Raw genomic sequence first — 15,484 nt, 5'->3', positions numbered from 1 at the left:
GATTCGGGGTAGGCAGAAGTCGAATAGGTTGTTAGTGTTCTCGCAGAACGTACTTCAAATTCTCCATCAGGAGAATGGGATTTTCACGACATTGAGGAGACGGGATGTCATCTCAGGACACAGTGGCGGCGACCGGCGGAACGCAGGCGGGTGAGGGAATCCGCAAGGCCCTGCTCATCGGTGGCGAACTCGTCGAGACGGAACGGACGATCACCTCGATCAACCCCGCGACCGGCGAGGTCGTCGGCTACGCGCCCGACGCCGGTGTCGCCGAGGCCGAGGCCGCGATCGCTGCCGCGCGGCGCGCCTTCGACACCACCGACTGGTCCACGAACGTCGAGCTGCGCACCCGCTGCCTCGACCAGCTCCACCAGGCGCTGCTCGACAACATCGAGGAGATGCGGGAGCTGACGATCGCGGAGGTCGGCGCCACCCGGCAGCTCACCTACGGCAACCAGCTCGCCGCGCCCATCGAGATCGTCCGCTACTACGCGGATCTGCTGAAGACCTACCCGCTGACCGAGGACATGGGCGAGATCGAGGTCCGCGGGCAGCGCCACCGCCGGTGGATCGAGAAGGAGTCCGCCGGCGTGGTCGCCGCGATCACCGCGTACAACTACCCGAACCAGCTGGCGCTCGCGAAGCTCGCACCTGCGCTCGCCGCAGGCTGCACGGTGGTGCTCAAGGGATCTCCGGACACGCCGCTGATCACTCAGCTCCTCGGCGAGATCATCGCAAAGCACACGGACATTCCCGCCGGTGTGGTGAATGTGCTGTCGTCATCGGAGATCGCGGTCGGGGAGCTCATGACCACGCACCCGGACGTGGACGTGGTGACCTTCACCGGATCGACCGTTGTCGGCAAGAAGATCATGGCGGCGGCGGCCGACACCCTCAAGCGCGTGTTCCTCGAGCTCGGCGGGAAGTCCGCACTCATCGTCCTCGACGACGCCGACCTCAAGATGGCCGCGCAGTTCGCCGCGTTCAGCATCTGTTCCCACGCCGGGCAGGGCTGCGCCCTCACCACCCGGATGCTGGTGCCCCGCGAGAAGCACGACGAGATCGCCCAGATGGTGGCCGCGTTCCTGCAGCGGGTTCCGTTCGGTGATCCGAGCGACCCCAAGATGTACATGGGCCCACTGATCACCGAACGTCAGCGGGACAAGGTCGACGGCATGGTCCAGCGGGCCGTTGCGGCCGGCGCGCAGCTCGTCACCGGTGGTGAACGGGTGAACCCCGGGTTCTTCTACACGCCCACCCTGCTGGCCGGCGTCGACCCGGACAGCGAGATCGCGCAGGACGAGGTGTTCGGACCCGTCCTGGCGTTGATCCCGCACGACGGCGACGACGATGCGGTGCGGATCGCCAACAACTCGGCGTTCGGCCTGTCCGGCGGTGTCATCAGCAACGACGACGAGCGCGCGATCTCCGTCGGCCGGCGGATCCGCACCGGCACGTTCAGCATCAACGGCGGCAACTACTTCACCCCCGACGTCCCGTTCGGTGGTTACAAGGAGTCGGGCATCGGCCGCGAGATGGGCACCGCCGGACTGGAGGAGTTCCTCGAGCAGAAGACGTTCGCGGCGGCGGTGCAGGAATGACGCCACACGCCGAAGGCGTCACGAGGCCACTCGAGGGCATCCGGGTACTCGAGGTCGCGATGTACGGGTTCGTCCCGTCGGCGGGTGCGGTTCTCGCCGAGTGGGGTGCCGACGTGATCAAGGTCGAGCACGCCGTCACCGGCGACCCGCAGCGTGGGCTCCGGCAGGTGGGCCCGCTCCGTGTCGAGGGTGATCCCAACCCCAACGTCGAGCACGCGAACCGCGGCAAGCGCAGCATCGGTCTGGACATCTCGACCCCGGAGGGCAAGGAGGTCCTGAACGACCTTGCCCGCGAGTCCGATGTCTTCCTCACCAGCTACCTGCCGCAGGTGCGGACCAAGCTCGGCATCGACGTCGAGGACATCCGCGCGGTCAATCCGTCGATCATCTACGCGCGCGGCAGCGCTCTGGGGCCGCGTGGTGCCGAGGCGACTCGCGGCGGCTACGACATGACCGCCTTCTGGGCCCGCGCCGGAATCGCCGCCACCCTCACCCCGCCCGGGATCGAGGGGATGATCGGCCCGCCCGGGCCTGCGTTCGGCGACACGATCTCCGGGACGAACCTCGCCGGTGGCATCGCGGCCGCGCTGCTCAAGCGGGAGCGCACCGGTGAACCGTCCGTCGTGGACGTGTCCCTGCTCGGGAGCGGACTGTGGGCCATGGGGCACGGGGTCGCGCTGTCGGTTCATCTGCAGGAGCCGATGGTGGCCCCTGCGCCGGGCGCCCACGGTGCGCTCACCAACCCGCTCTCCGGGGTGTACGCCACCGGCGACGGCCGGTACCTTTCCTTCGTCATGCTGCAGGCGGCGCGCTTCTGGCCCGACGTGTGCCGGCACATCGACCGGCCCGAACTCGCCGACGATCCGCGCTTCGTCGACGCCGCAGCGATCGCAGCCAACACCGCCGAGGCGGTGGCAATCCTGCGCGAGGTCCTCGCCACCCGCACGCTCGCGGAGTGGACCGAGCGGTTCGCGACCCTCGCCGGGCCGTGGGCACCGATCCAGGATTCCCTGCAGGTGGCCGACGACGCCCAGATCCGGGCGAACGAGTACCTGGTCAAGGCCGGGGAAATGGAGCTCGTCACCAGCCCGGTCCAGTTCGACGAAACCGCGCCCGAACTTCGTCCCGGGCCCGAATTCGCCGCGCAGACAGAGGAAATCCTCTTGGAAGCCGGACTGGACTGGGACCGCATCATCGCACTCAAGACCGCGGGCGCGGTCACCTAGATCGACCAGGAGGCAGACATGCCCTACATCGCCTCGATAGGCACGTACCTGCCGTGCTGGGGGACGCCCGAAGGCCGGGTACCCGGTGACGACGAGGACGCGATCACGCTGGCGGTCGAGGCCGGCCGCGCCGCACTGCGCGGCGGCGACCCGGTCTCGTTCGTGGTCCTCGTCAGCCGGGACCTGCCGCTGCTCGAGAGCAGCAACTCGGCAGTGCTGCTGGCCGGTCTCGGACTCGACCCCGAACTCGAGGTCACCGAGCGGCTCGGCGGGGCGCCCGCGACCCTCGACGCGATCGGCTCGGCGCGACCGCGGACACTGGTCATCGGGGTGGACACCGCCCCGGCCGGTGCTGCCGCGGCCGTGACCGCGGAGCGCGGAATGCAGGTGCGGACCGCGGGGCGGGTGTCGCGCAGTCTGCCGGTCCGGACGCGGGGTGAGACCGGTGTGGTGCGCGACTACGGCGACCCGCGTCTGCTGCAGGAGCGTGGGTTCCTGGCCTCGCTCAAGGCATCCTGGATGGATACCCCGGTCGCGGTGGCCGGCGTCCGGCACGAGCAGGCCGCAGCCCTCTGTACGGGTAATCCCCCTCCGCTGCCGACGTCAGGCGCGAGCGCGGGACTCTTCGCGCTCGCCGCGATGGCGGAGACCCGGACGACCGGTCCGATGGTGGGCGTCGAGCAGGCCAGCCTGTCGGGCATCACGGTCGCCGAGGGCGAGGTGCACATCCACCGCTGCGAACCGGAGGTACGCGAGTACACCGAGTGCACCCACGTCCCCGGTGCGGACATCCCCATCTCGCTCGCGGCGTACGAGCGGGCATTCGAGGCGAAGGTGCGGTGGGAGGCCGGGAAACACCGGGACAGTGAGACGTTGGACTTTCCACCGCGGTACCGGGTGGGAGACGACGGAACGCTCGGCACGGACTACGAGTTGGTTCCGCTGCCGCGCACCGGGACGGTGTACACCGGCGTGACGGTGCACTTCCCGGTGCCGGGGCTGAAAACGCCGTACACCCTGGCGATCGTCGAACTGGACGGGGTCGGGGTTCGCGCACTGGTGAAGGTGACCGGCGCGGATCCCGGCAGCGTCGACATCGGCGATCGCGGCCGGATGGTGCTGCGACGGGTGGCGGTGCGGTCCGGGGTTCCGGACTACGGCTACTCGTTCGAGCCCGGCACGTTCGATCCAGACCAGGAGGAAGTGGCATGAGGAAGGTCGCGATCGTCGGCGCGGGCATGACCCCGTTCGCCGAGCACTTCGCCCTGGGCATCAAGGACCTGCTGCCGATGGCGTTCTCCGACTGCGCCGCCACTGTCGACAAGGGGCTGGCCAAGTCGGATGTGCAGGCGGCATGGTTCGGCGCGATGGGGACACCGGACGGATTCCCGTCGGGCATTCTCGCCGACACCCTCGGGCTACTGGACATTCCCGTCACTCGTGTCGAGAATTCCTGTGCCACCGGTCATGACGCGGTTCGCAACGCACTGTTCGGTATCGCGTCGGGGGCCTGTGACGTCGCATTGGTCATCGGGGCCGACAAGGTTCGGGAGACGGCGTCGAAGGACATGCTCTGGGAGTGGGAGGCGATGACCCGGGACATGGCCTGGGACTACCCCCTCGGTCTCGTCGCACCCGCCGGGTTCGCGCTCCACGTTCGCCGCTACCTGCACGAGTCGCCGGCGACGAGGGAACACCTGGCCATGGTCGCGGTGAAGAACCATCGCAACGGGATGAACAACCCGAAGGCACGGCTGCGTCTGGACCTCACTCTCGACGTGGCACTGAACGCGCCGACCGTGGTCACCCCGTTCAGCGTCTACGACTGTGCACCCCAGAGTGACGGGGCGGCGGCGCTGATCCTCGCCGCAGAGGACGTCGTGGACCGGTACACCGACCGCCCGGTGTGGGTACGCGGGGTCGGGCTCGGTATGGATTCCGTGATGCACCAGCACAAGCGGGACATGACCACGTTCCCCGCGACGGTGCGCGCGGCGAAGCAGGCGTTCGGAATGGCCAGTCTGGCGCCGTCCGACGTGCAGGTGGCGGAGGTGCACGACTTCTTCACCGGCATCGAGTTGATGAGCTACGAGGATCTCGGATTCGCGGAACGCTTCGAGGCGTTCAAGCTCGTCGAATCCGGCGCCACCGATGTCGGGGGGTCGCTGCCGGTGAATCCGAGCGGTGGACTCATCTCCAAGGGGCACCCGCCGGGGGCGACGGGCGTCGCGCAGTGCGTCGAACTGTTCGAGCAGTTGCGTGGCAGTGCGGTCAATCAGGTCGAAGGGGCGCGAATCGGATTGGCACACAACCTCGGCGGTCCCACCGCCGTGGCCGGAGTGACAATTCTGGAGGGGCCGGGTGTATGAGCAAAGGACACAACATGACGGAACCGACTTCGATCGACGCTGCCCACCGCGCCCTCTTCGACGCGGGCCTCGCCGTCCGGCGCGAGGTTCTCGGTGACAGCTACGTCGATGCTGCCCTGACCCAGAATGCGGGGACCGACGGCGAGCCGCTCCAGCAGTTCGTCAGCGAGGTCGCATGGGGGTCGGTGTGGACCCGGCCGGGTCTCGACCGGCGCAGTCGCAGCCTGACCACTCTCGGAATGCTCGTCGCGCTGAACCAACATCGTGAACTGGCCACGCACGTGCGGGCTGCACTCGGCAACGGACTGACCCGCGACGAGATAGTGGAGGTGATCGTTCACGCCACCGCGTACGCGGGGGTGCCGGCCGGGGTTGCGGCGATGAGGGTCGCGCAGGAGGCGTTGACCGCCGCACTCGGACCTCGGGAACCCACCGGTTCGGGGGAGGGATCCGAGCCGGGGCAGGAGGCACGGGCGACGACGCCGCTGCCCGGCAAGCGGGTCGGGTTCGTCGGGCTCGGAGCCATGGGCACTCCGATTGCCACCAACTTTCTCGCGGCAGGCCAGCCGCTGCTGGTGCGCGACGCCGATCCGCCGAGCCAGGGGCGCTTCATCTCCGAGCATGCGGATGCCGACGGCGCCAACGACCTGGCGGCGTTCGCGGACTGTGACGTGGTGGTCCTGGTGCTGCCCAACAGTGACATCGTCGACGACGTGGTGCTGGCCGAGGGCGGGTTGCTCGCGCACCTGAGGCCGGGTGCGGTGATCGTCGACATGGGGTCGAGCGTGCCTGCACGCACCCGGGACCTGGCGAAGGCCGCAGCGGCTCGCGGGGTGGATGTGCTGGACGCACCGGTCAGCGGTGGTGTGGCACGGGCCCGGGCAGGAGATCTCGCGATCATGGTCGGGGGAGACACGGATGTCCTGGACGCTGTTCGCCCATTGCTCGGTTCCGCCGGGCGTGAGATACTGCACATCGGTTCGGTCGGCGCAGGACATGCCGCCAAGGCACTGAACAACTTGCTTGCCGCAAACGGATTCGTCGCAGCGGCCGAGATGATGCTGGTCGGAAAGAAGTTCGGGATCGACCCCGCCACGTTGCTGGCCGTGTTCAATGCCGGCAGCGGACGAAACCAGGCGACCGAGACGAAGTACGAGAAGTTCGTGTTGTCAAGGTCTTTCGATTCCGGCTTCGCTGCGAGTCTGATGCGCAAGGACATTGGGATCGCACTCGACCTGGCCCGGGGTGAGGCCGTCTCCTCCGCGCTTGCCGAAACCCTGGGGCAGGTGTGGAACGACGCGGTCGACGACCTCGACCCGGGTGCCGACCAGACCGAGGTGGTGCTCCACCTCGAGCGGCTCACCGGCGTCTCGCTCGCCGACGACCTCACACAGCCCGCCGGCTAGGGAATCCGCCGGTACGGCAAATTCCCTGGGCAGAACTGCATCTGACGTTTCTTCGTTTCCGGCAACAAGGGCATTGTGGCCGGTCGCCTCGACAGCCGTCACGGGTGTCGAGGCGACCGACCGTGCCCGAATCTCCCGGGACTGCCCGTGCCGGTGTCCTTTCGTGCTCTGAAGAGAAGGCGGCGTTGAATGGTTCTCACTGTTTCGAAACGAATGGGCCGCAGCCTGCTCGTGGTACTGCTGGTGACCGCAGCGGTGGTTGCGTTGCTGAGTCTGGCCCCGGGATCCGTGTCCCAGGTGATCCTCGGCGAGAACGCCACACCGGACGCGGTGGCCGCAATGGACGCGAAGCTCGGTTTCGACGATCCGGTCTGGATGCAGTACGTCCACTGGCTCGGCAATGCCGTGCAGGGAGACCTGGGTACCTCGCCCCTGACCGGGCAGTCGGTCAGCGAAGCTATTGCCGAACGTCTACCTGTGACAATGCAATTGGCGGTTATGGGGTTGGTGATAGCGCTGTTGACGGCGCTGGTCATGGGTGTGATCTCCGCGTCCCGTCCGGGCAGTGGACTCGACCGCGGGATCAACGCGCTCTCCGCGGTCTTCCTGTCGGTGCCCGCCTTCATCGCAGGTCCGGTGCTGATCTACTTCTTCGCGATCAAGCTCCAGTTGTTTCCGGTGATGGGATGGTCGCGGATCAGTGAGGGTTTGGGAGAGAACCTGCGCAGCGCCCTGCTGCCGGCCGTCGCGATCGCGCTGACGGAGATCGCGGCGTTCCACAGGCTGCTTCGCACCGACCTCATCGGAACTCTCCGCGAGGACTACATCGCCGCTGCCCGTGCGAAGGGCATGCCCTCCTGGTATGTCATGTTCCGGCATGCGCTGCGGCCGTCGTCGTTCTCTCTGATCACCGTGGCCGGGATCAACCTCGGACGCCTCATCGGCGGCACGGTGATCGTCGAAACGCTGTTCGGGCTACCAGGTTTGGGTCAGCTCATTGCATCCTCGATCACGTCCCGGGACGTGATCATGGTCCAGGGAGTCGTGGTCTTCATCGCCGTCGTGTACGTGGTCGTCAACACCGTCGTCGACCTCAGCTACGGACTGATCGACCCCCGAGTCAGGAAGGTGGCCGCAGCATGAGTGAAGTGGCGGTGGACAACCCGGCCCTCGACGAGGGCGATGGTCACGAGCCGGAGCGGGCCCCGCTGGTTCCGCCGGTCCGCAAGCGCCGTCCGGTCCTGGTGTACCTGTCGGTCACCTGGCTGGCGGTCCTGATCCTGGCGGCCGTGTTCGCCGACGTGCTCCCGCTCGCCTCTTATGCGACGCCCGTCGGGGCGCCGCGTCTGAGCCCGCAGTTCGGTTCGCCGGATCTGCTCCTCGGCACGGACACCCTCGGACGGTCGATGCTCTCCCGCATCATCTACGGTGCCCGGGTCTCACTGGTGGTCGGCACGGTGGCGGGGCTTCTCGGCTTCGTGATCGGTTCTTTCTTCGGTTTGCTCGCAGGATATTTCGGCAGACACCTCGACGGGGTGGTGACGCTGATCGCGGACGCCATGCTGGCCTTCCCTCCGCTGATCCTGCTGCTGGCCCTGTCGTCCATTCTCACTCCCAGCGTGCAGACGCTACTGCTCGGCCTCACGCTCCTGGTGATCCCGTCGTTCATCCGTCTGGCGAGGGTCAACACGATGGCCTGGAGTTCGCGGGAATTCGTCAGGGCTGCACGGAACATGGGTGCCGGCAACGGCCGGATCCTGTTCCGGGAGATCCTGCCGAACGTCATCGCACCACTGGCGGCGTACCTGCCGATCATCATGGCCGCGCTCATCGTGGCCGAAGGATCCCTCAGCTTCCTCGGCCTGGGAATCCCACCGCCGCAGCCGAGTTGGGGCGGAATGATCAGCGACGGCAAGGACGCGATCGCGACGTCGCCGCACCTGGTGTTCGTCCCGGCGCTCGTCATCTTCTTCACCGTTTTCGCCCTCAATCATGTCGGCGACCACCTGCGCACCAAGTTCGATCGCACCCTGCACGACTGAAATCCGTTCGTATTTCACCATGCACCACGAGAGGTCGATGATGATCAGACACAGACGGCTCTTCGCAGCGCTCGCCGCGGCCTGTTCGGCAGCGCTCGTACTGAGCGCGTGCGGAGGCTCCGGGAGCGGTGGCGATTCCGCAACGCCCGCAGGAGACCCCGTTGCGGGAGGCGAGATTCGGGCGATGCAGACCGGCGAGCCGCGCTCGCTGGACCCGGCCTCCCTGTCGAACACCTGGGCGCACCAACCGACGCTCGGCAATGCCCTGTACGGAACGCTGATGGTCAACAACGTGGAGACGTTGGAGATCGAGTACAAGATGGCCACCGGGTTCACCACCACCGACGGCGGGCGATCGTTCACCCTGACCCTGCGGCCGGGCCTGACCTTCACCGACGGCACCCCACTCGATGCCGCCGCGGTCAAGTTCAACTGGGACCGCCTGCGGGATCCCGCTCTCGGTTCGACCACGGTCCGGCAGGCATCGCAGATCACCTCGTCCGACGTCGTGGATCCGACCACCCTCAAGGTCACCATGGTCGCGGCCAGCCCGCACTTCGCGCAGTCGCTGATCGCAGGCGCCCTGAACTGGATCGCCTCGCCGGCCGCCCTGCAGAAGGGACAGCCCGCGTTCGACGAGAACCCGGTCGGCGCAGGTCCCTTCACGCTGGTGAAGTGGACCCGTCAGGATGCAATCGAGCTCGCCCGCAACCCCGGCTACTGGGACGCGCCGAAGCCGTATGTGGACCGCCTGACCATCCGCACGGTCCCGGACACCAACCAGCGAATCAACGCCGTCTCGACCTCGAGTGTCGACCTGCTGTCGGAGACCAACTGGTCGAGCCTGAACCGGATGGAGGCCGCGGGCTACTCCCACGAGGTGGCCCCGACCGGCGGCGGCCTGTTCGCCGCCATGAACCTGCGCCGCGCCCCCTTCGACGACGAACGTGCTCGCCGTGCGGTGGTACAGGCCATTGACCTGGACGCGCTCAACACCGTCGTCTACAACGGCGAGAACGACGTACCCAGGACCCTGTTCCCGGAACAGTCGCCGTACTACAGCGACATCGCGCTCCCGACCACGAACAAGGAAGAGGCACAGAAGCTGTTCGACGAGCTGGCCGCCGCGGGCAAGCCGGTCAAGTTCACGTTCCTCTCCTACCCCACCACCGAGAGCAAGACCCTCGGAGAGGCGCTGCAGGCACAGCTCAGTGCCTTCGGCAACGTGGAGATGAAGGTCGAGGTCGCCGACTTCGGCACCATCACCGCCCGCAACGGTGCCCGCGACTTCGACATGGTCGTGTCCTCCGCGATCGTTCAGGATCCCGACTTCGGGCTGTGGACGGCGTTCCATCAGGACTCGAACGGCAACTTCGCGGGCGTCAAGGACGAAGAGCTCAGCAAGGCACTCGACGCCGGGCGGCTCGCCGAGTCCGACAGCGAGCGCAAGGCCGCCTACGAGACGGTGCAGAAGCGACTCGTCGAACTGAACCCCGGTATCTGGTACACGCGGGCGGTCCCGGCTGTCGCGTACGGCAAGAACGTGCACGGCGTGCAGATCTACACCCTCGGGTCACCGCTTCCGGAAGACATCTGGGTGAGCAAGTAGTTCGCGACGACTGACGAAAGGGGCCAGCCCACATGACGACTCAGCCGCTCCTCCAAGTGCGGAACCTGCGTGCGCACATCGGTACGCCACGCGGCATCGTCCGCGCCGTGGACGATGTCTCCTTCGACCTGGGTGCCGGACAGGCGCTGGGCATCGTGGGGGAGTCCGGATCGGGCAAGTCGGTGATGGCCCGGACGATCATGGGGCTGATGCCGGCTCGATCGGGGCGGTCCGGCGAGGTGACCTTCCGGGGCCGAGACCTGCTCGCGTTGAGTAAGAAGGACACTCTCGAGATCTGGGGAAAACAGATCGCGATGGTGTTCCAGGATCCCGGGCGCTCCCTGAACCCGGTGGTCAAGGTGGAGCGGCAGCTCACCGAGGGGATGCGCCGTCACCTCGGCGTCAGTCGTTCGGAGGCGCGTGATCGGGCACTGAACCTGTTGAAAGAGGTCGGGGTGCCCGACCCGGAGAAGCGGCTCGGCAACTATCCGCACGAGATGTCCGGTGGAATGCGTCAGCGCGTGATGATCGCGATCGCGCTCGCGTGTGAGCCGGACCTGTTGATCGCCGACGAACCGACGACCGCGCTGGACGTGACGATCCAACGGCAGATCCTGGATCTGTTGCGTCGTGTCCAGCGCGATCGGGGGATGGCCCTGATGCTCATCAGTCACGATCTCGCGGTGGTCGCGGGGCGGACCGATCGGGTGTCGGTGATGTATGCCGGCCGGCTCGCCGAAACCGGGTCGACGCGTGCAGTGTTCGATGCGCCACGGCATCGCTACACCCATGCTCTGCTCGGCGCGACGCCGACCGTGGATCACCCGCGCCACGCGCCGCTGCGGTTGATCGAGGGTTCCCTGCCGGATCCCACGCGGCCGCCGGAGGGGTGCCGATTCGCTCCCCGGTGCGAGCACGCCGACGCCGAGTGTCACGACGGGGGACTGCGCCTGCAGACGGTCGGAGCGGACCATCACGCGGCGTGTGCCCACCCCGTTCCCCTCTGACAACCCTTGTCGCTGCGCTCGTGTGTCGCTGCATCGGCCCATTCGGAAAGGTAGGCCCTCATGGCCGGAATCGGTACCGCCCACCTGCGCGGTGAGCAGGCCCTGTTGAGTGTCCAGGACCTCGTCGTGGAGTACCCGACGGCGGCGGGGACCGTGCAGGCGGTCTCGAAGATCAGCTTCGACGTACTCCCCGGCGAGACCCTCGGAATCGTTGGCGAGTCCGGCTGCGGGAAGTCGACGACCGGTCGCGCGGTACTGCGGCTCGACCGGCTGACCGCAGGCCGGATCCGGTTCGGGGAGGACTGGATCGACGGTGCCGACGAGAAGCGGATGCGTGAGCTCCGCCGGGACATGCAGATGATTTTCCAGGACCCGGTGGCGTCACTGAATCCTCGCCGGGCGGTGAAGGACATCGTGGTCGAGGGGCTCGCGGTGGCCGGTGCACCGGCCGAGGAGAGGGCCGCGACGTCGAGGTCCGTGCTCGATCAGGTCGGGCTGCGCGGCGACCGGTACGCGGACATGTTGCCCAGGCAGTTGTCGGGTGGCCAGGCTCAACGCGTCGCCATCGCGCGTGCGCTCGCGCTACGCCCACGACTCCTGATCTGCGACGAACCGGTCTCGGCGCTGGATGTGTCCGTTCAGGCCCAGATCCTCAACCTGATCGAGGATCTGAAGGCGGAGTTCTCCCTCACCGTGGTCTTCATCGCACACGATCTCGGCGTCGTGCGCACCGTCAGCGACAACGTGATGGTGATGTACCTCGGCAAGGTCTGCGAGTTCGGCGACTCGGTCGCGGTGTACGACGACCCGGCACACCCGTACACCAGGGCCCTGCTCGACTCGGTTCCGCTGACCGACCCGGAGAAGGGGTTCGCAGGCCCGGCACTCGAAGGCGACGTGCCGTCTCCGCTCGCACCGCCCACCGGCTGCCGCTTCCGGACCCGCTGCCCGGTGGCGGTGGAACGGTGTGCGACGGAGGAACCCGAGATTCGCGAGGTGAAGCCGGGACAGTACGTCGCCTGCCATCAGGCCGCGTAGCCCGGACCGGTCGTCCGGCCGGGGCCGTTGGATGCCGGCGGGTTGCCGAGATCGGTCGACGGCGATTCGGGCGCGTGCCGGGGCCGTTCCCGTACGGCGATCAGAGTTCGTCGAGGGAGATCAGTCCGTCCTGGATGGCGCGGGCGACGAGGGATGCCTTGGTGGGCGCGGGGCGATCCACCTCGGCGTACTTGGCGCGGATCCGGGACAGGTGGGTGTTGACGGTGCCGAGCGACAGGAACAGGTCTGCGGCGACGGTGCTCTTCGAATCGCAGCGCAGCCAGGTGAGCAGAACCTCGACCTCGCGCGGTGAGAGCACTGGTTTGCGCAGCGGTCGGGACACGGCGCGCCGCTGGGCCGGGTGGGCCCGGTCGGCGTCGTGGTTGAGCAGCGCGGTCATCGATGTCCTCGGAGGGTGCGTCGTGATGGCTCCTCCCAAGAGAGGAGTCGCTTGTCTGTGAGGATCCTAAGTGTTTGCCGCGAGTCTGCCGAGACGCGATTTCCAGGGGCATGAACCCCTCTCGTTCACCCGTCGACGATCGCCTGCAGGACCTGGTGGTCGGGGTCTGGTTCGCCGCCGGTGCGCACCTCCACCCGGGTGTGGCCCTCGGCGTCGAATTCGATCCGCCGCACCCGGGTGTCCTCCTCTACGAGGATGGTGGCCACGGTGGCCCGCCCGGCCGGTAGCGCGCGGGCGGTGAGGGTGCCTCCCACGGTGGCGTCGAGTTCGTCGATCAGCGCCGCCCGGACGCGTGCGACGAGCGCATCGTCGGTGAGCCCGCCGTCGTCGAGCAGGAGCACCTGGGTTCCTCGGTGCCGGGCCGACGAGGTCGCTCGGCACAGGGCCTCGTCATCGGCGAAGACCGGCGCGCGCAGCGTGTCGCGCAGGCGTTCCTTGAGTACCGCGCACTCGGAGCGGGTCCGCTCGGTGAACGCGGCCCCGGCCGCGGCCGCCTCCAACAGTGGACGGGCCGACACGTCGAGGGCGGCCAACTGCCTGTCCCGTTCGGCGGTGACGGCCTCGGTCATGGCCTCGTCCGCTGCCCGCTCGGTCTCCCGCTCGCGCAGGGTGAACACCATGAAGGCCATCGGGCGGACGGTGACGGCCACCAGTACCGAGATCAGAACCGGGGCCATGATGACCGCGGACAGTGGCACGGCGGGGGACCACCCCTGGCCGGTCAGCTCGCTCCACAGCGTGAAGGCGGCCATGGTCAGCACGGCCCCGATGCAGGCGTGCGCTGTGCGGCCGCGGATCGAGAGGAAGCAGAGGATGACCGTGACCGTCCGCATGTGCCAGATGTCGCTCATGATCCAGCCCTGCGCGGGGATCTGCGGCAGCACCAGCAGGCAGGTGACCGGGCCGAGTGCAGCCAACGCGGTGGCGACCGGCCACGGCGGGGGGTCGCCGGGGACACCGACGATCGCCAGCGCGCCCGCGGTCGTCAGCAGCAGTGCCGCCAGGATCGGCCAGACGTGGTGGGCGTCGGCGAGATAAGCGGTGGCGCGGAGAGCAGAACTCAGGCAGAACACGATGGCGACCACCTTCGCGATCGGCCGATCCATCCACAGCAGGGTGCGGATGTCCCTCGCGGCGATGTCTCTTCCGCTGACATCCTTCCCGCCCGGGTGTCTCCGATTCGTGCTCACGTCGCCGCCGTCCACGTCAGCGTCACCTGGGTGCCGAGCTCGGGCGCCGAGCGGATTGTCACGGCAGCGCCGTCGGCGGTCGACATCCGTTCGCGGATGCTCATCGTGATCCCCAGCTGGAACCCGGGCACCCGGGCGGGGTCGAAACCGCAGCCGTTGTCGGCGACCACGACGCGCAGGCCTGCGGAGTCCGCGTCGATCACGACGAGCCGGTCGGCGATCCGCGTGGCGGTGTCCGCGTGCCGCACACTGTTGCGCAGTGCCTCGGCGGCGGCGGCCGCGATCGCCCGCGCGGCGGGGCGGGGCACGACGAGGGCGGGGTGCCGCACGTCGACCTCCACCGGGACGTCACCGTCCACCTCGACGAGCGCGGCCCGGATCAAGCCGATCGCGGTGTCCAGGTCGAAGCCCTCCTCGGCCACCGTGCTGTCCCTCAGCTCGTCGAGTTCGGCGATTGCGACCGCGGCCTGTTCGCGCAGTTCGGGGATGTTGCCCTGCCGGGACAGCCCGAGCAGCGTCGACATCACCCGGTCGTGGATGAGGGCGTGGAAGCGGGTTCGCTCGACATCGCGTGCGGCGCCCGCGGCGGCGCTCGCGGAGTGACTCACGGTGGCGGCGATGGTCCGGTCCAGGGTTCGCCCGGTCTGGACCGCGGCGATGGTGGCGACGACGAACAGGCTGCAGAACACGACCACGGAGGCGATCTCCACGGCGAGCACGACGTTCTCCTGCCCCTCCCGGGTGACGTAACGGACGACTTCCGCGGTGCCCGCGCTGACGGCCAGGTAGACCAGGCTCGTCGCCGGCCGCCAGGTCAGGGCCGCGGCCATCGTGACCAGCCCCGGGAAGGTGGTCAGCCAGACGTCGCGATTCGCCGGGATGTGTCCGTCCACGACGAGCAGCCACGACACCAGTGCCGTGAGGTATCCGCCGGCGGCCGCGGTTCCGCAGCGGCGAATCCAGCGCGGGTCGGCGGCATGGCTCGCCGGCCACAGGGACAGCATCGGCAGCAACACGATCACCGCGGCGAAGGGCGTCCACCAGTCGGGGACGATCCGGGAAAGGGCGATCGCGCTCGGCGTGAGGAGGATGCCGAAAAGCAGTGCCGCAGCGCCGATGAACCGGGCAAAGGTGCGGATGATCCCCTCCTCGGCGGCACCGATGCCGGTCGGGGTGTCGATGTCCTGTTCGCTCGCGGTGCTCATCGCGGGCGACCGCACGGTGCGGCGGTCACAGTTCGTCGAGGGAGATCAACCCGTCCTGCACTGCCCGCGCGACCAGTGCCGCCTTTGTCGGCGCGCCCCGGCCGACCTGCCGGTACTTGGCGCGGACACGCGCGAGGTGGGTGTTGACGGTGCCGATGGACAGGTAGAGATCGGCGGCGACGGTGTTCTTGGAGTCGCAGCGCAGCCACCGCAGCAGTACCTCGACCTCGCGCGCCGACAGTTGCGGTCGACGCAGCGCCCTCGGCGCGTTCGCCGTCGTCCCGTGATGGTTCAGTGCAGCGGTCATGTGGTCCCCCGGGAGAATCGTCGG

Annotated in this window: 12 protein-coding genes and 3 pseudogenes; 11 read left to right on the top strand and 4 right to left on the bottom strand. The window is 68.1% G+C overall.

Annotated features, from left to right (window positions below):
• Nucleotides 1-104: 104 nt before the first annotated feature.
• The 11 genes and pseudogenes from ACWEPG_RS00800 (at nucleotide 105) to ACWEPG_RS00750 (ending at nucleotide 12,298) form a co-directional block, all read left to right on the top strand.
• Nucleotides 105-1,601, top strand: coding sequence for an aldehyde dehydrogenase family protein (locus tag ACWEPG_RS00800; protein ID WP_450111905.1), 1,497 nt, complete (start codon nucleotides 105-107; stop codon nucleotides 1,599-1,601).
• Nucleotides 1,598-2,827, top strand: a complete 1,230-nt coding sequence (locus ACWEPG_RS00795) for a CaiB/BaiF CoA transferase family protein (protein WP_452593624.1) — start codon at nucleotides 1,598-1,600, stop codon at nucleotides 2,825-2,827. The genes ACWEPG_RS00800 and ACWEPG_RS00795 overlap by 4 nt, the downstream gene beginning before the upstream one ends.
• Before the next feature lie 18 nt (nucleotides 2,828-2,845).
• A complete protein-coding gene (locus tag ACWEPG_RS00790; RefSeq protein ID WP_450111907.1) occupies nucleotides 2,846-4,039 on the top strand; it encodes an OB-fold domain-containing protein in 1,194 nt (397 codons plus the stop codon).
• Complete coding sequence (locus ACWEPG_RS00785) at nucleotides 4,036-5,196, top strand: thiolase C-terminal domain-containing protein (RefSeq protein WP_450111908.1); 1,161 nt, start codon at nucleotides 4,036-4,038, stop codon at nucleotides 5,194-5,196. The genes ACWEPG_RS00790 and ACWEPG_RS00785 overlap by 4 nt, the downstream gene beginning before the upstream one ends.
• 14 nt (nucleotides 5,197-5,210) lie before the next feature.
• Nucleotides 5,211-5,624 (top strand): annotated as a pseudogene (locus ACWEPG_RS00780) (carboxymuconolactone decarboxylase family protein); the annotation flags it as partial.
• Nucleotides 5,598-6,602: an NAD(P)-dependent oxidoreductase gene (locus tag ACWEPG_RS00775; RefSeq protein ID WP_450112049.1), complete on the top strand. Its 1,005-nt coding sequence runs from the start codon at nucleotides 5,598-5,600 to the stop codon at nucleotides 6,600-6,602. The pseudogene ACWEPG_RS00780 and the gene ACWEPG_RS00775, both read left to right, overlap by 27 nt.
• A gap of 189 nt (nucleotides 6,603-6,791) precedes the next feature.
• Nucleotides 6,792-7,745, top strand: a complete 954-nt coding sequence (locus ACWEPG_RS00770; protein ID WP_450111909.1) for an ABC transporter permease — start codon at nucleotides 6,792-6,794, stop codon at nucleotides 7,743-7,745.
• Nucleotides 7,742-8,644, top strand: coding sequence for an ABC transporter permease (locus ACWEPG_RS00765; RefSeq protein WP_450111910.1), 903 nt, complete (start codon nucleotides 7,742-7,744; stop codon nucleotides 8,642-8,644). Before ACWEPG_RS00770 ends, ACWEPG_RS00765 begins: the two co-directional genes overlap by 4 nt.
• Before the next feature lie 40 nt (nucleotides 8,645-8,684).
• Nucleotides 8,685-10,253 (top strand): ABC transporter substrate-binding protein, encoded by a 1,569-nt coding sequence (locus ACWEPG_RS00760; protein WP_450112050.1) that lies wholly within the window; start codon nucleotides 8,685-8,687, stop codon nucleotides 10,251-10,253.
• 32 nt (nucleotides 10,254-10,285) lie between these two features.
• Nucleotides 10,286-11,260, top strand: coding sequence for an ABC transporter ATP-binding protein (locus tag ACWEPG_RS00755; protein WP_452593623.1), 975 nt, complete (start codon nucleotides 10,286-10,288; stop codon nucleotides 11,258-11,260).
• Between the two features lie 60 nt (nucleotides 11,261-11,320).
• Complete coding sequence (locus tag ACWEPG_RS00750) at nucleotides 11,321-12,298, top strand: ABC transporter ATP-binding protein (RefSeq protein ID WP_450111912.1); 978 nt, start codon at nucleotides 11,321-11,323, stop codon at nucleotides 12,296-12,298.
• Nucleotides 12,299-12,398: 100 nt separating this feature from the next.
• Here the strand turns inward: ACWEPG_RS00750 and ACWEPG_RS00745 are convergent.
• From ACWEPG_RS00745 to ACWEPG_RS00730, 4 genes and pseudogenes are all read right to left on the bottom strand, one after another.
• Nucleotides 12,399-12,758 (bottom strand): annotated as a pseudogene (locus tag ACWEPG_RS00745) (response regulator transcription factor); the annotation flags it as partial.
• Between the two features lie 65 nt (nucleotides 12,759-12,823).
• Nucleotides 12,824-13,864 (bottom strand): hypothetical protein, encoded by a 1,041-nt coding sequence (locus ACWEPG_RS00740; RefSeq protein ID WP_450111913.1) that lies wholly within the window; start codon nucleotides 13,862-13,864, stop codon nucleotides 12,824-12,826.
• Nucleotides 13,865-13,944: 80 nt separating this feature from the next.
• A complete protein-coding gene (locus ACWEPG_RS00735) occupies nucleotides 13,945-15,153 on the bottom strand; it encodes a sensor histidine kinase (protein ID WP_450111914.1) in 1,209 nt (402 codons plus the stop codon).
• A 25-nt stretch (nucleotides 15,154-15,178) separates the two neighbouring features.
• Nucleotides 15,179-15,400, bottom strand: a pseudogene (locus ACWEPG_RS00730) (LuxR C-terminal-related transcriptional regulator); the annotation flags it as partial.
• Nucleotides 15,401-15,484: the final 84 nt, after the last annotated feature.

This window comes from Rhodococcus sp. NPDC004095 (genome assembly GCF_053604015.1).
The sequence above is the reverse complement of the archived record's forward strand: the minus strand, read 5'-3'. Positions and strand labels throughout refer to the sequence as shown.